The following is an 18,055-nucleotide window of genomic DNA, read 5'->3' as shown; positions in this document are numbered from 1 at the left end:
CTAAAAGCTGCGGCATCAAAATCAACCAACTTTTTCCCGCAAAAAATCCAATACATCTTCATTGTTGACTTGATAGTAAATATCTTCAACCGACACCGTAATACCTAATGAAGAAAAAGTAATGTCGTCGCCCAGATAATAATAAAAGGATTGCCACTGGTCTTTTTTACTAAAAACCTGAATCTCTCCCTTATCCTGTTCGATTAACACATATTCTTGTAAGGTAGGGATTCTTTGACAACGCAGGCGTTTGTCAGTCTGGTCAAAGCGTCGAGTCGATTTGGATAAAACCTCAACAATAATAACAGGCGCTGTTTTGTAATACTCGCTGTCATTATCCTCTTGGCAAACCACCATCACATCGGGATAAAAAAAGTTGGCTCCAACTTTAACTTTAATATCTGCCATAAATGCTCTACAAGGCGTACCTTTTAATCGATTCTTTAATTCAGTCACTATATTGACTGACAGTAAATTATGATTTTCGCTGGCGCCAGCCATCGCATGGACTTGACCATCAATATATTCATGCTTGGTTTCTGCCAGTAACTCGCCTTGAAGATAGTCTTCTTCGCTTATTGGCTCATGTGCATAATTTAAGCTCATGGTTACTCCCATTTTTAACAAAGGATTTAGTCTGCGTGCCGGGTTACGGCTATCGCCTAACCTAGGGGTTATAAATCCAACCCTGCCATAATTTCGTCACTGATATCGGCATTGGAATAAACATCCTGTACATCGTCAAGATCTTCCAAGCGATCTATTAAGTGCAGCATTTTTTCTGCATCATCGGCATCAAGTTCAGCCTGGATGGTTGCTTGCATGGTGACTTCAGAGCTGTCCGGCTCAAAGCCTGCGGCAATCAGGGCATCTTTTACCGTTAAATACATTTCAGGAGTTGTCATTACATCAACGGCACCGTCATCATAGCCAATCACATCTTCTGCACCAACTTCCAGGGCAGCATCCATCAGCGCATCTTCGTCAACAGAAGGGGCGTAACTTAAGATACCGACTTTATTAAACAGATAGGCAACCGAGCCATCCGTACCCAAATTACCACCCGCTTTGGCAAAGGCATGACGAACTTCAGCAACTGTGCGGTTACGATTATCGGTTAAACAATCAACGATAACCGCTGTACCGCCAGGGCCATAGCCTTCATAACGGATATTTTCGTAATTAACACCTTCCAACGCGCCGGCGGCTTTTTTAATGGCGGTATCAATAGTATCGCGGCGCATATTTGCACCCAAGGCCTTATCAACTGCGGTACGTAAACTTGGATTACTGGCGGCATCCGGGCCGCTGGCTTTAACTGCGACGGTAATCTCACGCATGACTTTGGTAAAAATTTTACCGCGCTTGGCATCCTGCCCGGCCTTGCGATGCTTGATATTCGCCCATTTACTATGTCCAGCCATTGTTTCTCTCTTTAAAAATTAGTGTGTGTTTAGGAATAAAGGCTACCAAGCCAGAACAGATAATATCCCCTTGAAGGCATAGGTAGCTACACAAGTCCTACTGCTCCTTCTCCAAAGGGAGAAGGTTGGGATGAGGGGAATGTAACTGCTTGATTTTACTCTCCTTGGCAATTGCTCCTGCATTGCTCTACCTCCTGCATCCGTGCAGTCGTCGGCAATTGCTCCTGCATTGCTCTACCTCCTGCATCCGTGCAGTCGTCACCCCAGCCCTCTCCAACAAGAGAGGGAGCATGGTGTTTCTGCAACTCATTGTTTTTATTATGAGTAAAAGTTGTGTAGATACCTATGCCTTGAAGGGATAGTAATGGTAAGAACACACCGTTTTTTATCTTAGCCTTTCTTCGTGTACTTCGTGTCTTCGTGGTGTGCTCTTTCAACAGCTTGTGTAATGCTTATCGACGGAAGCTTATAAAATATGCTCTAAAACCGAAAGCAAGCTAGGTTCCGTGGTATAAAAATCAGCTAATTCACGAACAATCGCTCTATCGACTACCCCGCCAAACCCCAGCACATAAGCGCCAGCCTGTTTGGCCTCCAGATCGGTTTTGCCGTCACCGATCATTGCCAGTGAACCTTGCGCTTTAAGACTGCCGACAATGACAGCTTTGCCACCCGTTCTGGCCAATGGCGAGTTCAAATCATAGTGACCGTAACTGCCATCTTCGTTGAAATAAACATCAACCGCATGTACATGACTTTCCGGTAAGCCCAAGTGCTTTGCCAACGGCAAGATAGCTTGACGCAAGCCACCACTGATAATATGCACGGTTTTATCTTGAGCCAACAAAGCCGCAAAGACCTCTTTAACGCCATCGACTATTTCGGCAATATATAAATCAGCCAACCAGTCGATACTGTTTTGGTCCGGCCGAATAAGCGACAGACGTTTTTCATAAACCGCTTCCAAAGGCACAATTCCATTCATTGCCGCATCGGTCAGCTTGGACATTTCTTCACCCAAACCAACCCGACGGGCAAGCTCGTCTATACCTTCTATTTTGCTTAAGGTACTGTCGCAGTCAAAACATATAACATCAAAATTCATAACGTAATCTGGGTCGCCTGATGCACGGCAGCAATGCCGCACAATTGTTTTAATAAAGCATCGGTTAATGGCTCCGACACACTGATGACAGCCATCGCCTGCTGCAAACCATCTGCTGTACTGACTTGCATGCGGGTAATATTGATATTGGCATTACCCAATAGTGTACTGATTGCCGAAATTACACCGGGCTTATCATCATGTCGGGTAATTAATAAGGTTCCTTCCGGCACAACTTCAATATCAAAATGATTGATACAAACCAAACGCGGTTGACGACCACCCAATAACGCACCCGACAAGGTAATGCTCTGGTCTGCACAATGCCCGGTTACTTTAATCAATGACACATAATCCTGCGATTCTTGGGTAACTGATTCAACCAGCGTAATGCCCTGGCGTTTGGCAATATTCTCGGCATTAACGCGGTTAACCGGCGTAGAAACATTACCACTTAAGACACCGATCAACGCCGCAACGGATACCGGACGCACTGCCACTTCAGCAGCCCGGCCAAATAAAGCCACCTCTATTTTTTCCAGGGGCTGGGTTGCCAAACCGACCAGTATCTTGCCTAAGATCGTGGCAAGATTCATAAATTCATGCGCTTTTTTTAACTCTTCCGCCGACAATCTGGGCAAATTCAAGGCATTGACTGCTTCACCCGTTTTCAGAAACATCACCGCCTGCCTGGCAATTTCCACGCTTACTGCCACTTGCGCTTCAGTGGTTGACGCGCCCAAATGTGGCGTGAAAACAATATTATCCAGCTCCAGCAAGGGCGAATTTACCGGAGGTTCATTTTCATAAACATCCAGAGCCGCTCCGGCAATCCGGCCGTTTTTTAAGGCATCATACAACGCTGCTTCATCAATCAAGCCACCTCTGGCACAGTTGATGATCATGGCTTCTTTCTTCATCATCGCTAACTGGGCGCTACCGATAACATGATGGGTTTTTTCAAAAAGCGGACAATGTAAAGTAAGATAATCGGCACGCATTACTAATTCATCCAGACTGACGGATTCGACGCCCAAGCTTGCAAATATTTCTGGCGCGACAAACGGATCATAAGCGATAACATCCATTTTCAAGCCCAAACCACGCTGCGAAACAATTCGCCCGATGGTACCAAAGCCCAGTATCGCCAAGGTCTTGTGAGCGACTTCCGAACCCATTAATTTGGATCGCTCCCATTTACCGGCGCGAATAGAGCGATCTGCGGTAGGCAAATGTCGACTCAGTGACATTAAATGTGCAATAGCCAGTTCAGCCGTGGTCGTCGCATTGGCATCAGGCGTATTCATGACGATAATACCCAGTTCGGTTGCTTCCGGAATGTCGACATTATCAACACCAATACCGGCACGACCGATTAATTTTAAACGTTTGGCGGCATGCAATACAGCCGGGGTAACCTGGGTATCACTGCGAATCAATAAGGCATCATAATCGCCGATAATTTTACAAAGCCCTTCTTCATTAAGTCCCGTCTCGATATGTATTTTTATACCTGACTGTTCATTTAAATAATTAATACCAGCTTCTGCTAATTTGTCGGAAATAAGAATTTTTTTCATGGCATTATTGATTAAAAAGATTACCCGTTAAAAAATACACAGTCTAACAGCTTTGCTATAATCCCGATATTGCCAAGTGAGACATTAACGCAAATGCCCGAACAATCCCCTTCCCCTACCGTAAAGACTCGATTTATTTTATTGGTCACCTTATTAATACTGCTGGTATTTATTTTGGTAAGCGTCATCAATCGCACCGCTACCCAAGCACCCGATGTGACATTTACGAGCATTACCGGTAAAAAAATTGCCTTAAAAGAGTTACGCGGTAAACCGGTTATCATCACTTTCTGGGCAACCGATTGTCCGGGCTGTATAAAAGAGATTCCCCACTTGATTGATCTTTATACACAATATCACCAGCAAGGCCTTGAAATTATAGCGGTTGCCATGTCTTACGACCCACCTAATCATGTCATTAACCTGACTGGAAACCGGCAACTGCCTTATCATGTCGCACTGGACTTAACAGCCGAACACGCTCAGGCCTTTGGCGATGTACAATTAACACCCAGCACATTTTTAATTAGCCCGGACGGATTGATTGCCCTAAAAAAAACCGGCATGTTTGATCCCGCGGAAATAAAAACCCTTATTGAAACATTTATAAAAGGATAAGCCATGCTCTGGTTAAAAGCACTGCACTTGATTTTTATGGTCACCTGGTTTGCCGGTCTTTTTTATCTGCCACGCCTGTATGTTTATCATGCCATGAGTTCTGATGAAATTAGCAATGAACGTTTTAAAGTAATGGAACGTAAACTGTTTTACGGCATTATGACGCCGGGCATGATAGTGACATTTATATTTGGTATCTGGATGCTGACTGATTATGCGTGGGGACTTTATTCTGCCAGTGGCTGGCTACATGCAAAATTAACGCTGCTTGCACTCGCACTGGTTTATCACTACTTTTGCGGCGTGTGGCTTGCCGACTTTAAACATGACCGCAATCAGCACAGCCATGTTTATTACCGCTGGATGAATGAAGTACCGGTATTGTTTTTGGTAGGCATTATCATTTTGGCGGTGGTTAAACCTTTTTAAAATACTGGATATAAACTCCGTAAACATGACCGCGCGGAGTATAGACTTTCAGAAATTAAACTGCCAATTTATCTCGCGGTAAGTCCACACAGATACCATCCCTTGAAGGGATGGTATCTGTCGACATGGAAATTATTTATCTGAAAATGTATAGCTATATCGCGCCAATTATCACGGCATTGCTTTTAAAAACGGTACAGGCCGAAATACCCGGCTTCAAACCTAATGCTTCTGCACTGGCTTGGGTTATGGTGGCAACAAGACTATCGCCACTGGGCAGATTAATCACAACCTCGGCATCAACGCCGTCATATTGCATACGAATCACCGTACCGCGCAGACAGTTTCGCGCTGACAAAACGTAGCTATCCGAATCGGTGATGACAATAATCTCGGGATCATTAATTAATAGCACTACATCGCCACCGATACAAAGCTCAAGGTGTTTAAGCCCAGTCAAAGTCAGGGTAGCCACAAGCTGTTCGCCACCTTTTAATTCAACCAATACTTCGGCATTAACCGCGCCATTTTGAATGGCAGTAATGGTGCCAAACAGCTGATTAGTTGCACTGGTTTTGATCACCAAGCGTTTAAGCAGCATTTGCACATCAGGATCGTTGGCCAAACCCTGATTGAGTTGCTGTAAAAATTGCTCATGCTGCTGCTCCAGTCGGGTAAACAACTGCAGTAGCGATTGACCAGCCGTGGTCAGGCAGGTTCCTCCGCCCTTGCTGCCGCCGGTAGCGGTGCTAATCAATACTTTGGGAGCAAGATTATTGGCACGCTCAATCATCTGCCAAGCACCTTTGTAGCTTAATCCTACTTGCTTGGCGGCCTGATTGATGGAACCACTTTGCTGTATGGCCCTCAACAAGCCGATCATGCGACTATCCAGCCCACCAACCAAACGCAATTCACCCTCAACCCAAGGCATGGCTATACTGTCTTGCTGTTTTTTTTGCATGTCATTATCCAGATTATGAATCCTTGAAAGAGCCAAAATCATTTTTAGCTCAAACCTTGTTTCTTTTTTAGCAAAAATTTATTTCCAATTATCGTTATTTGCTTTTATACGTAACGTAACAGATTAAACCCGCATCTGATCCTGAATACTGCCAACAGATTTGATTTAAAAAAACCAATCAAGTGCCGATGCAAGTTTACTGGTGTAATTATAGGGCGCTCATATTTCTACAAAGTAAACTTTTTACTGTTTCGCTTCTTAACCAAACAATTAGCCCAATTACCACTAACTTTAGCCATAATCGGAATATACCACTTAAGTATTCCCCTATTAATAGTGTTAGTATTGAACCTCAGTCCAACCAATGAGAAATACTATGAAAACAAGTGCACGTAATCAATTTAGTGGAACCGTCAGTGAAGTACTTATCGGCGCAGTCAATGCAGAAGTTCATATTGGCTTGAAGGGCGGAGAAATCATCGTAGCCTCAATTACCAAGGAATCTGCCGAAACTTTGAACATCAAGACCGGAACTGAAGCCATTGCCTTGGTCAAGGCTCCACAAATCATCATCGTCACTGATTTTGGCGGCTATCGTGTTTCTGCACGTAATCAGCTACCAGGCACGGTAACCCTGGTTAAATCTGGCGCAGTCAACACCGAAATCGACATTGAGTCAACGGGCGGCGAGCAAATTACTGCTACCGTTACCAACGACAGCGTCGAAACACTGGGTTTACGCAAAGGCCAAGCTGTCACCGCTATCTTTAAAGCAGGCGCCGTGATTCTGGCTGTCGCCAAATAATTTTACACCACGCAACTGTAATCCGGCTTTTGGTTACAGTTGCGTGGCCTTTACAATAGAGGTCACTATAATGCTGCAAATGAATGTAAAACTGCATACAAACCAATAGGCAATCGACACCATATTGTCCTAAATAACCGCAGGCCAAGCTATCCCATTTATCCCCCACCAGCGCTCGCTACTTCTCATCAAATCTATTTATACAGGCTTCATTTTCAAACTGAAGGGCCTTTCGGTATCAGTCATTTTAACAAAACCAAGTCTCCCTATGATTGACCTACAATTAATAATTTATTATCGTTATTTACTTTTATACATAACGAATTATAATGAAGTTGTTTTTATTACAGAGACTTATCTGAATAAGATCTGTTACATCGACGAAACAACATCGATGCGCCTTACTAATGACACTATCGGTGATTGTGATGCAAGCAAGAAAAAATCAGGCAGGGGCTACTGTCAGCCATGCACTTAAACTAATTATCGTCGGCGGCTTCTCTATAAGCGGCAACGATACCATTGAAGCAGCGGAAAATAAAACTTACACTCGGGTACCCTTTGGTGCCTTCTCCAGTCAAATGGAAGATGCTTTGTTGGGATCAGATAAATATGAAAAACCAGTCTGGAATCTGCACGATACCTTGAAGTTACCGAATTGGCTGTCTGCAACACTCGAACAGCGCACCCGCTACGAAACCATGTCCGGATCTTTCAAAGCCAACAGTAAAGGCGGCGATCAGCAAATTCCACTACAAACCACGCTATGGCTGGAAGCCCGTCTGAGTTCATTCCGGCTTGGCACCGAGTTCATGGATGCCCGCGCATTAAATTCCGACAGTAGTACCGGTATGAATAACACCATGAGCAATACTTTGGATTTTTTACAAGGTTATGCTGCCTGGTCTGACCAAAATATATTATACAGCGGCTTGGGCGTTGAGGTGATTGCCGGCAGGCAAACCCTAAATTTCGGTAGCCGGCGGCTGGTGGCAAGGAATACCTTCCGCAACACCATCAATAGCTTTAACGGGGTCAAGGTACGGGTGATTGATTACGGTAACTGGCAGTTTAACGGCTTTGCCAGCACACCGGTCAATCGACTCCCGACTTCTTCCTCCGGTCTGCTCGACAATGACCAAGTTTTCGACAGGGAAAATACCAACACCTGGTTTTCCGGTGGATTCCTTGAAATGAATGATCTGGATTTAGGCATCAGCAGCGAGTTGTATTTGTATCATCTTGACGAAGGAAGCAGCACCAGCGTACCAACCCGTCACCGCCGCTATTTTACGTCCGGCACGCGCTTTTTCAGCAAACCCGCCAAGGCGGCAATTGACTTTCAACTGGAAACCATCGGTCAATTCGGCACGGTACAGGAGACCACCGCACCAAACAGTAAAAATCTCAACCATAATGCCTGGTATCAACATGCTGATATCGGTTATACCATTGATATGCCATGGTCACCCCGTCTGGGGTTGGAATATGATTACGCCAGCGGCGACAAAAACCCAAAAGATAATCAAGACCAGCGTTTTGATACCCTTTACGGGGCCCGCCGTTTTGACTTTGGCCCCACCGGCATTTACGGCGCATTCTCCCGGGCCAACATCAACTCGCCCGGCTACCGTATCAACCTTGCGCCACGTTCCGATGTGTCATTACAACTTGACCATCGCATATTCTGGTTGGCAGAGTCATCCGATTGTTGGGGCGGTGCCACCTGTACCGGCACTAGTTTTATTCTCCAGGACAAAACCGGTCGTAGCGGTAATAATGTCGGTTCACAGATTGATTTAATTGCGCGCTGGGATTTTAACAGCAGCCTGAATTTTGAAACCGGTTATACCCATTTATTTAAAGGCTCATTCGCCGAAAATGCGCCGCAAGCTCCAGCCCCTGTCGATGTCAATTACGTTTATATAGAAAGCATGCTGAGATTTTAAGCACAGCTTATGGAAACATACGGCCCTCGCCGATTGAGCAAGGCCTGCCAAGCCCATTTTTTTATTTACCCTGGAGATAGATCATGTTACTTAATGCTTGTTCACGCGCAATCATACTGTCAATGTTGCTGCTATTTAGCCAAACCACTTGGGCTGCTACCGTACTGGTCGCCGTTGCTGCCAATTTTAGCAAACCAATGACGGAAATAGCCGCTGAATTTGAAAAAGCGACCGGGCACAGCGCCCACTTATCATTTGGATCGTCGGGTAAATTTGTTTCGCAACTGGAAAATGGCGGTCCTTTTGAGATACTGTTATCAGCAGACGAAAAAGGTCCGCAGAAGCTGGAACAAGACGGCTTTACTGTCCCGAACAGTCGTTTCGTCTACGCACAGGGCAGACTGATTTTATGGTCGGCAAAACCCGGTTACATTGATGATCAAGGTAAAATTTTAACAACCGGCAACTTTAAGCATTTGGCCCTGGCTGATCCGAAACTGGCACCTTATGGCGCTGCGGCCGTGGAGGTCTTGAAAAATCAGGGACTGTTCGAGAAATTGCAACCCTTGTTCGTACAAGGTGAAAATATCGCGCAAACTTACCAGTTTATTAGTACCGCTAACGCCGAACTAGGCTTTATCGCCTTATCACAAGTGATTGAAAACGGTAAAATTACTAACGGCTCAGGTTGGATTATTCCCGACAATGGCCATACACCAATCCGCCAAGGTGCAGTTTTAATGAAGAAGGGTGCTGAAAATCCGGCAGCACCAGCCTTGCTAAATTATTTAAAATCCGCACCGGCATTGGCTATTATCAAAAAATACGGCTACGATTTACCCCAATAATAACTGACATTACTTTAAGCTGGTTACTTTAAGCTGAAAACAATCACCACGAAGACACGAAGTTCACGAAGAAAAACCAAAGCAAAATCTTCGTGCTCTTCGTGTCTTCGTGGTGAAATGTCTTAACTTGATCTCTATGGGCTTACAACCCCGACCGAAACGTTTGAAGGCTTTTATAGCTTTCAAAACGTAGGAGACGAGGTTGCAAACCTTGTCACATCTCAGGTGGTTTGTTCCAGGCAGGTAACATCAAATAATATAAAGAGCCGCTCATGCTAACTTCTGCCGATCTTGATACACTTTTTTTAACCGTTAAAGTAGCCAGCTTAGCGACTTTTTTGATGTTACTGCTCGGCACTCCGCTGGCTTGGTGGCTGGCGCGAACTCGTTCTGCCTGGAAAGGCTTAATCAATGCCGTCGTATCGTTGCCGCTGGTACTCCCACCGACGGTATTGGGCTTTTATTTGCTGGTATTGATGGGTCCTGCAGGAGCCATTGGTGAGTTGACCAGTTGGTTGGGATTGGGTACGTTACCGTTTACCTTTGCCGGATTGGTGGTGGCCTCGGTGTTGTATTCGATGCCGTTTGTTGTGCAACCTTTGCAGGCGGCGTTTACCAGCATTGGTGAGCAGCCGTTGGAAGCAGCGGCGACCTTGCGTGCCAGTCCTTTTGATACGTTTTTTAGTGTGGTTGTACCGCTGGCGAAACCCGGATTTTTGACCGCTACTATTTTAGGCTTTACTCATACGGTCGGTGAATTTGGGGTCGTGCTGATGATTGGCGGCAATATTCCCGATAAAACCCGCGTGGTATCAGTGCAAATTTACAATCATGTCGAAGCGCTGGAATACAGCGAAGCGCACTGGCTGGCAGGTTGCTTGCTGGCGTTCTCGTTTACCGTACTACTGGCGCTCTACAGCCTATTAAAAACCCAACCTGTTACTCATCCTCTGAAATGACGCAACCGATCACTGCCCGCTTTCAACTCAACTACGGCGACTTTATCCTGGACGTCGACTTACAACTTCCGGGCACCGGCATTACTGTATTGTTCGGCCATTCCGGTTCAGGCAAAACTACCCTGCTACGCTGCATTGCCGGTCTGCAACACGCACAGCAAGGTTTTCTGGAAATCAATGGCAAAGTCTGGCAAGACAGTGAGAAAAACCTGTTTTTGCCTACCCATAAGCGGGCATTGGGTTATGTATTCCAAGAAGCCAATCTGTTCCCACATTTGACGGTAGCTGGAAACTTACAATTTGGCTTGAAGCGAATAGCCAAAAAATCGGACGCTATCGATCTTCAACGTATCCTGGAATTGCTGGGTATCGAGCATTTACTCAAGCGCATGCCGGATCGATTGTCGGGTGGCGAAAGACAGCGAGTTGCCATCGCCCGTGCCTTGGCTTTAAATCCGGAAATATTGCTGATGGATGAGCCGCTGGCATCACTGGATTTTAAGCGTAAACAGGAAATCCTGCCGTTTTTAAGTCGATTGCATCAAGAGTTAAATATTCCGGTTTTGTATGTTACCCACTCTCAACAGGAAGTTGCGCAACTGGCAGACACGCTGGTTATTCTGGAAGACGGAAAGGCACTGGCCTGTGGATTTCTTTCGGAAACGCTGAGTCGTCTCGACGTACCACTGGCACAAGACCGGGAAGCCTCCTCAGTTTGGCAAGTCATTATCATAGAACATGAAACCGACTATCACCTCACCCATGTCGCTTTTACGGGTGGCACGCTCAGTTTGCCGATGATCGACGTCAAAATTGGTACTTCGTTACGTGTACAAATTTACGCGCGAGATGTCAGCATTGCCCTTAAGGCAACGACTGGCACCAGTATTTTGAATGTGCTACCGGCAACCATCACCGGTCTTACTGATGATCGCAGCGGTCAGAGTGTCGTACGATTACAGGTTGGAAATCAGACACTGCTCGCGCACATAACCCGGAAATCAACAGTATCGCTTAACTTACAAATTGGCATCGCAGTTTATGTGCAGATCAAAGGTACATCGATATTGAATTAACGGCTGCCGACTTAAACCGGGACAGATACTAATACTGCTACCGCAAATATAAAAAACAAAGTCAGAGGCTTAAACATGCCTCGTTTCTTGGCACCATCAGCAAAGGAAAGGGTTTTGGTCGGCGTTTGACTGCTCTTGGCTGGCTCTTACGTTTTTGTTTTCCAATGGCCGTTGATGCCATCGCTTTTAATAATTCACGCAAGGCGCTTATGAGTTGGTTCCCTGTCAAGCCTACCATCTGCTTGGCGGCTTGAATGACCAGTTGCACTGCTGACCTGAAACTCAGTTGGCGGGGTATCTTCTCATGCAGGCTGGCTGCCTGTGCCAAATTGCCACGAATGATGTTGTATGCCAATAAGTGGATAGCTATCTCCTTGCTTACCATGTCAGGTTTTTTGCACCGTAATATTTCCATGCCCATATTGGTTTTGATGGAACGAAAATCCAGCTCAATTTTCCAGCGCTGCTTATAAAGCATAGCCAGCTCTTGCTTATGAAAGCCCTTTGCATTTAGTAAGGTGGTCAAATAGATTCTGCCGTTTACCGCAAACTCTCGGACGGTAATCGATTCCGGCAAGTCGCTATAGTCCTGCTTGGACATCCACACCGGTTTCCGTTTGGGTTTCGTCCAGTCAATCAAATGATCTCTTGCACCCAGGTAGACACCCAAGCTGAAATCTACTTTTTTCCGGGCATGTAGTGGAAATAGCACAGGAATTTCACGAGCCTGCAAGAGCGCAATAATGGCGAAGGTACAGTAATAGCGGTCCGCCATCAGCAAGTCGCCAACTGACAGGCTGCCAAACAGTTGACTGAGTAACGATGTTTCGCCAGTTCCTTTGCCTTGATAGGCTCCCAGGCTATAGTCGAGCACGGTTCCTGCAGCCAAAGAAATCAACACAACCATGCGAGCAATCGGAAAGCCCAAACCAGGCTTTTGACTATCCAGCTGAGGAAAGTCTGCCTGATTCTCTGGTGTATCTGGCATTTGCACCGTTGCTCCATCAGTAAGGACAACGTTATAACCCTTCCATCGCCACGCGGCCAGAGACTGGTTATGAAGACGCAAACCAGCAGCTGTGGTGGCTGCTCTGAGTTCCTTTAGTGGTAAGCGTTGTCGGGCTTTACAGTAAGGTCCCGTGTTAACCGTATTGGCTGATTGTCCATCGACGATACGATCAATCAATACGCCTGCCACTGCCTGTTTACAGGAACCGTCATCACTTAATACTTGGAAAATGAAAGCTTTAAGCGTGACTAAGGGCAAGAACACCGAGGAGCGTTTATGCGGGGTATTGGCGATAATGTTGGTAATGCTGTCGGCTGAAAAAAATCCTCAACACCTAGTCCTTGGGATTGCAAAAATGACTTTTTGAAGCGGTCAATTTGCTGCTGAATACGGTTTTTTTTAATAGCTGGCATGGTTAAGTTATTGATCAGACTTTGTAATACTCAAAATTCTACCAGAATAGTGCTTGATCTTTATCTTATTATTTGCGTATCTAACTGTAACTTATAGATTAATTACATTTGCGGTAGCAGTATTAGGGACAGATACCATTTCTTCAAGAGTGGAATCTGTAAAAACATCCCGGTTTAAATTGGTAGTCGAATTAACAATTTGGGAGCGTCCATAACGCATTAAAGCGGTATTCACATTTTGATCGATTCAGACGGAATGACTATATTTCTTTTTTCCAATAGATCGTTTTAGAAAACAAGCCTTTTGTTGCGACAATTTTAAGATTATTACCTTCCAAGAAGAGTTCGCAATCAGCGGTTACTTCTTTTATTGGGTTAAATACGGTAGCAGTCCATTTACCGTCAGAAAATTTGACATCGTTTAATATAACCACTTTTTTGTCTATTGCTTCACCGATAAAACCGGCACCCACTTTAGTAATAACAACGTCCTTTCCCTCGGCGGTTTTCCATGTTCCGGCAAAGTTATCATCGGCCCCTTGGGCAAAACAGACTGCACTGGTTAAAAATACCAATAAAAATGCCACGATTGCTTTCATTTTTTATGCCTCATAATTTTTTTGTGTTTGATTGAAAAAGCGTCATTAATATACTACAAAATTATTATGATACCGTATCTATTCGACTGACAATTTCACTGGACGCCAATTCCAAACCACTCTTATAACACTTGAATGCGTTATCTTTATCGCCTTGTGCAAACAACAAATCACCCAATAATTGATAAGCCTGAACGGTAGGTTCTGCAGCGATACTTTTAGCGAGATAACTTTCAGCTTTAAAGGTGTCGTCACATTTAATAGCCAAGTTACCGAGAACCGCTAACAACACGGCATTTTCTTGATGTACATAAGACCATTTTTCAGCGGTTTCAAGCTGCTTGGCAACATCATTCGACTGAATGCTTCCGAACAATACCACTAAGGTTTCATCCCAAGCAACGGATAAAGTACCGGCCAGCTCGTTTTCAATCTCGGCACCTGCCCCGGCATCAATCATTGCGGCAAAATAGATAGCCGAAATACCTGCCATGGCTTTTATATACTTGGGAACTTCTGACCATAATGCTTGAATTTCTTCAATCTTACCTTTTTCAGCAGACTGTTTTAGCAACTCACTAAAGGCCTCGGTTTCCAGTAACTTTACTTCGGCCTCCATCAAAATTTTATTAGTATGCAACGAAGGAATGAGTTTTCTTATCCCTTGCCAGTCGCCTACCTGCTGATAAGTTTGATGCAATAGCTTTAAAACGCTGGCATGTGTCGGGTCAATGGAATGTAATCGGGTCAATGTTTCCAAGGCCTGCTCAAACTGATTCCCGGACAAATTCAGTTCAGCTTGCGTCAGACCTATAACCACACTGGAATCAGGTGCCTGATCAGTAGCTGTTCTTAAATACTCATCTCTTTTATCAAATGCGCCACGCGATTGGGCGGCCCTTGCGGCAGTCAAATAATGAATTAACGGCGCACCACTATGAGATGCGTGTTTAATTAAAACATTTTCCGCTTTTTCCCAATTACCTTCTGCAGAGTCAACCAACCCGGCAATTAATGCTTCTTGAGAGCGGTTAAATTTAATATTTTTACCACGACTATGCATTTGCCCGGGCAGCCTGAACAACCAGCCCAAAATACGGAAGAATAGATACAAGACAAAAAAACCAAATATCTGGCTAACGGCAAAAACTACCAGCGATGTTTCAAGAGACCAATGCCCAATGCCAATCAGCACATAACCCGGATTATCATACTGCTGTAACCAGTAATTGACAAAAAATGCCAAGACAACTGTGGCAATAAGGGGACCTAGAAAATAAAATAATTTTTTCATTATATATTCTCTATTATTGCGCCGCAGGTACTGCTTCAGAGGGAACGATTACTTCAGTCGGCTTCGTTGATTCAATTTTCTCAACAGGTACAACTATTTCAGTTGGCTTGACGGCATCAACATTCTCTACCGGCACAACTGTTTCAGCGGGTTGCATACTTTTATCTGTTTCTATTCTCAGCTTGGTAATATCCCTGAGCATTTTTAACGATAAGCTGATGTCAGGAAACTGGCTGCGAATTTTAATAGTAGTAAATCTATCCAACTCGGCAATAAAATTATTCACCTCTACATCCTTGGTGAAATGCTCTTCTGTCCATTTTTTTGCATCTGCCAGACCGGAATGAAAAAGTCCTTCATTATGCTGAACCAGGGCAATTTTTACCATTTCCAGCTTTACTCTTAATTGCTCTTTAATAAATTGCGCTTCTTCGGGTGTCAGTATTTCTTTAACTTCATGTTCTGAGTGTCTGATGGTGACGATGCCTTCCAGTTGATCCATGGCTGAATCAATCATACCTTGATCTGCTGTTGCTTCACCAGATGGCTCCTTTTCTGCAACAGGCGGTGTAAAAGCTTTACCTGTGTAAGGCAAAAACAAGACTAATTTATCAACCCGATCTTGCATAGCCTGAATTGCCGCATAAATACCCACAACATCAGGCACGTTAACTCTCTTGACCACGTCAATTTCTTTGGCAATCTGTTCCCGTACTTTAAATGCACCAACATCTCCGCTTTCTCTTAAACGTTGATCGGCTGCTTCTAATGCTTCACGTGTGGTATTAACATCACCGATTAAATGCAATCGTTCATTGGCGACACTTAATAAATACTCGGCATCGGCGATTAACCAGTCACCACGGGTCTTGCCCAGTTGACGCTGGATTCTGGCAATAGAATCATTCAACTCTTTGCGGGTACTTTCCAATTTTTCGTTGTGTAAGCTGGAGAAGTCAGCAAGTGTTTTGGTAAAGTGAGTATCTTTACCGGCAACAGTAGATTCTATGGTTGCAAGTTGGGACTGAATGGCAACAAGTTGGGACTGATAGTCAGCAATCTGCTTTGACATCTGCCCTTTAACTTCACCACCCAAGCCTTCCTGTTGGCTTCGTAATTGTGTAAAAAAATAAAAACCGGCACCTGCAAGTCCAATAATAATGAGCAGTACAATAATGCCAAACCATAAGCCACTCCGCGATCGCTGGATTTGTTTGGTCTCGCTCAGATCTTGTTCTTGTTGTTCACTCAATTCGGCCACTCTATTCCTCCTGTTACACACATTGATACTGTCTCAAGAATTGCCATATCTGAAGGACTCTGGGTCACTGCAATTCGTTTAAAGCCTAAGTCGGCAGCTATTTGCCTTATTCTGTTACTAACTACCACGAGAGCCACTTCGAACAATCGCTGATGATATTTTTCTGCCAACATGATTAACAAGTTTTGCAAGGCTTCACCACTGGTTATCGTGATGACATCCAACTTATCTTGGGCAATCAATAAACTGACTTGCGAGCTGTCAATATCCGGAATTATTCTTTTATAGACATCCAAATACTCAACAATTGCACCTCTACTGCGTAACGTAACGGCCAATTCTTCACGTCCACCTTTGCCACGAACGATTAAATAATGCTGCCCGGCAATATCCTTCATTTCCGGCATTGCCAGCAATGCCTCGCTATTATAGCCACTTTCAGGTACTAAATCGACCGGCAAGCCAGCCATAGCCAAGGCTTGCGCAGTTGCCTTTCCTATTGCAACAATTCGTATTGACTTAATCTTTTTAATTTTAACATCATCTGAATAGTAACTGTGCATTGTTACTGCATTAGTACTAATAAAAATAAGCCATTGATACCCGTCCAAATGTGTCAGGGTATTGTCTATCTCGCCAGAATTATCCAACGCCGCAATAGCGAGTGTTGGAAACCGTACAGCCACACCACCGCACGCTTCAATTAAATGACTTAAGTTTTCTGCTTGATGTGCCGGACGAGTCACTAATACCTGCGCGCCCTTTAACGATTTAATCAATGAAATAACGCCTGCAAAATTTCATCCGCACCCTGCGCCAGAAGATCTTCAGCAATCCATCGACCGATAACTTCACCCTGATCCAACCCGCCCGAACGTTGCGATCTATACAGCACACTACCATCAGGATTGCCAACTAATCCGCGCATGACTATTTGCCCATCCTGTAATTGCGCAAAACCTGCAATTGGCACTTGGCAACCACCATTCAATCGTGCATTCATCGCTCGCTCGGCAGAAACACAAAGACCCGTTTCTGTATCATGCAACGCACTTAAAATTTTGTTAATTTCCAAATCATCGGTGCGGCATTCTATACCAATGGCACCCTGCCCAATTGCCGGCAGACTCACGTCGGTATCTAGCGATTGCGTAATACGTTTAGTCATACCCAATCTTTTTAAACCGGCTGATGCCAGAATAATTGCATCATAATCACCCGCATCCAGCTTGGCTAATCGGGTATTAACATTACCTCTTAACGGGACAACTTCAGCATCAGGAAATTTTTCTTTAAGCTGGCATTCCCTGCGCAAACTGGACGTGCCAATTCTGGCATTTTTCGGTAAGTCGTTTAACGCTGAGTAACGATTCGATACAAAGGCATCTGTTGGATCTTCGCGAGTCAAAATAGCCGCCAAATGCAAACCGTCAGGAAAATCTACCGGCACATCCTTCATCGAATGCACGGCAATATCAGCCAATCCCTCCAACATGCCTTGCTCCAACTCTTTGACAAACAAGCCCTTGCCGCCAACCTTGGCTAAAGGTGCATCGAGAATTTTATCGCCGCGCGTCATCATTTTAACTAATTCCGTCCTGACACCTGGAAATGCCAGTACCAATAATTCTGCGACATGCTCTGCCTGCCACAATGCCAACGGACTCTGGCGTGTTGCAATACGAATAATTTTTTCAGCCAAAAGGAAACCTTCATTTTTCA

18 protein-coding genes and 1 pseudogene are annotated in these 18,055 nt (G+C 44.7%); 7 read left to right on the top strand and 12 right to left on the bottom strand.

What is annotated here, in order from left to right; translation table 11 throughout:
* Positions 1-21: 21 nt before the first annotated feature.
* The 5 genes from KKZ03_RS08740 to serA form a co-directional block, all read right to left on the bottom strand.
* Positions 22-606, bottom strand: coding sequence for a Uma2 family endonuclease (locus tag KKZ03_RS08740; RefSeq protein ID WP_243221113.1), 585 nt, complete (start codon positions 604-606; stop codon positions 22-24).
* Between the two features lie 68 nt (positions 607-674).
* The gene (locus KKZ03_RS08735; RefSeq protein ID WP_243221112.1) at positions 675-1,424 is read right to left on the bottom strand and encodes a YebC/PmpR family DNA-binding transcriptional regulator; all 750 of its coding nucleotides are present in this window, start codon (positions 1,422-1,424) and stop codon (positions 675-677) included.
* Between the two features lie 155 nt (positions 1,425-1,579).
* On the bottom strand, positions 1,580-1,801 hold the full coding sequence (locus KKZ03_RS08730) for a hypothetical protein (RefSeq protein ID WP_243221111.1): 222 nt from the start codon (positions 1,799-1,801) through the stop codon (positions 1,580-1,582).
* A gap of 89 nt (positions 1,802-1,890) precedes the next feature.
* Entirely contained in the window at positions 1,891-2,529 is a 639-nt protein-coding gene (locus KKZ03_RS08725; protein ID WP_243221110.1) for an HAD-IB family phosphatase, read from the bottom strand.
* On the bottom strand, positions 2,526-4,109 hold the full coding sequence (gene serA / locus KKZ03_RS08720; RefSeq protein WP_243221109.1) for a phosphoglycerate dehydrogenase: 1,584 nt from the start codon (positions 4,107-4,109) through the stop codon (positions 2,526-2,528). Before serA ends, KKZ03_RS08725 begins: the two co-directional genes overlap by 4 nt.
* Positions 4,110-4,202: 93 nt before the next feature.
* Here serA and KKZ03_RS08715 point away from each other — a divergent pair, with 93 nt between their 5' ends.
* Together KKZ03_RS08715 and hemJ are read left to right on the top strand one after the other, a co-directional pair.
* Positions 4,203-4,727, top strand: coding sequence for a peroxiredoxin (locus KKZ03_RS08715; protein ID WP_243221108.1), 525 nt, complete (start codon positions 4,203-4,205; stop codon positions 4,725-4,727).
* A gap of 3 nt (positions 4,728-4,730) precedes the next feature.
* Entirely contained in the window at positions 4,731-5,156 is a 426-nt protein-coding gene (hemJ, locus tag KKZ03_RS08710) for a protoporphyrinogen oxidase HemJ (RefSeq protein ID WP_243221107.1), read from the top strand.
* A gap of 154 nt (positions 5,157-5,310) precedes the next feature.
* Here hemJ and KKZ03_RS08705 read toward each other — a convergent pair whose 3' ends face one another.
* The gene (locus KKZ03_RS08705) at positions 5,311-6,162 is read right to left on the bottom strand and encodes a TOBE domain-containing protein (RefSeq protein WP_243221106.1); all 852 of its coding nucleotides are present in this window, start codon (positions 6,160-6,162) and stop codon (positions 5,311-5,313) included.
* A 334-nt stretch (positions 6,163-6,496) separates the two neighbouring features.
* On the opposite strand from KKZ03_RS08705, the gene KKZ03_RS08700 reads away from it, so the two are divergent.
* From KKZ03_RS08700 to modC, 5 genes are all read left to right on the top strand, one after another.
* Entirely contained in the window at positions 6,497-6,925 is a 429-nt protein-coding gene (locus tag KKZ03_RS08700) for a molybdopterin-binding protein (RefSeq protein WP_243221105.1), read from the top strand.
* 428 nt (positions 6,926-7,353) lie between these two features.
* Positions 7,354-8,874, top strand: a complete 1,521-nt coding sequence (locus KKZ03_RS08695; RefSeq protein ID WP_243221104.1) for an alginate export family protein — start codon at positions 7,354-7,356, stop codon at positions 8,872-8,874.
* A gap of 83 nt (positions 8,875-8,957) precedes the next feature.
* A complete protein-coding gene (modA, locus tag KKZ03_RS08690; RefSeq protein WP_243221103.1) occupies positions 8,958-9,722 on the top strand; it encodes a molybdate ABC transporter substrate-binding protein in 765 nt (254 codons plus the stop codon).
* A gap of 272 nt (positions 9,723-9,994) precedes the next feature.
* Positions 9,995-10,681 (top strand): molybdate ABC transporter permease subunit, encoded by a 687-nt coding sequence (gene modB / locus KKZ03_RS08685; protein ID WP_243221102.1) that lies wholly within the window; start codon positions 9,995-9,997, stop codon positions 10,679-10,681.
* Positions 10,678-11,757, top strand: a complete 1,080-nt coding sequence (gene modC / locus KKZ03_RS08680; RefSeq protein WP_243221101.1) for a molybdenum ABC transporter ATP-binding protein — start codon at positions 10,678-10,680, stop codon at positions 11,755-11,757. Before modB ends, modC begins: the two co-directional genes overlap by 4 nt.
* 61 nt (positions 11,758-11,818) lie before the next feature.
* Here the strand turns inward: modC and KKZ03_RS08675 are convergent.
* From KKZ03_RS08675 to hemC, 6 genes and pseudogenes are all read right to left on the bottom strand, one after another.
* Positions 11,819-13,179, bottom strand: a pseudogene (locus tag KKZ03_RS08675) (IS4 family transposase).
* A gap of 260 nt (positions 13,180-13,439) precedes the next feature.
* Positions 13,440-13,778 carry a hypothetical protein gene (locus tag KKZ03_RS08670; protein WP_243221100.1) on the bottom strand — a complete coding sequence of 113 codons (339 nt, stop codon included), beginning with the start codon at positions 13,776-13,778 and terminating at the stop codon, positions 13,440-13,442.
* A 64-nt stretch (positions 13,779-13,842) separates the two neighbouring features.
* Positions 13,843-15,072, bottom strand: a complete 1,230-nt coding sequence (locus tag KKZ03_RS08665) for a heme biosynthesis HemY N-terminal domain-containing protein (protein WP_243221099.1) — start codon at positions 15,070-15,072, stop codon at positions 13,843-13,845.
* Positions 15,073-15,085: 13 nt separating this feature from the next.
* Positions 15,086-16,333, bottom strand: coding sequence for a uroporphyrinogen-III C-methyltransferase (locus KKZ03_RS08660; protein ID WP_243221098.1), 1,248 nt, complete (start codon positions 16,331-16,333; stop codon positions 15,086-15,088).
* Positions 16,321-17,112: a uroporphyrinogen-III synthase gene (locus tag KKZ03_RS08655; protein WP_243221097.1), complete on the bottom strand. Its 792-nt coding sequence runs from the start codon at positions 17,110-17,112 to the stop codon at positions 16,321-16,323. Before KKZ03_RS08655 ends, KKZ03_RS08660 begins: the two co-directional genes overlap by 13 nt.
* On the bottom strand, positions 17,109-18,035 hold the full coding sequence (hemC, locus tag KKZ03_RS08650; RefSeq protein ID WP_243221096.1) for a hydroxymethylbilane synthase: 927 nt from the start codon (positions 18,033-18,035) through the stop codon (positions 17,109-17,111). Before hemC ends, KKZ03_RS08655 begins: the two co-directional genes overlap by 4 nt.
* Positions 18,036-18,055 lie beyond the last annotated feature (20 nt).

This window comes from Methylobacter sp. S3L5C, from assembly GCF_022788635.1.
Classification (GTDB): domain Bacteria; phylum Pseudomonadota; class Gammaproteobacteria; order Methylococcales; family Methylomonadaceae; genus Methylobacter_C.
This window is presented reverse-complemented; position numbering and strand designations above follow the sequence as displayed.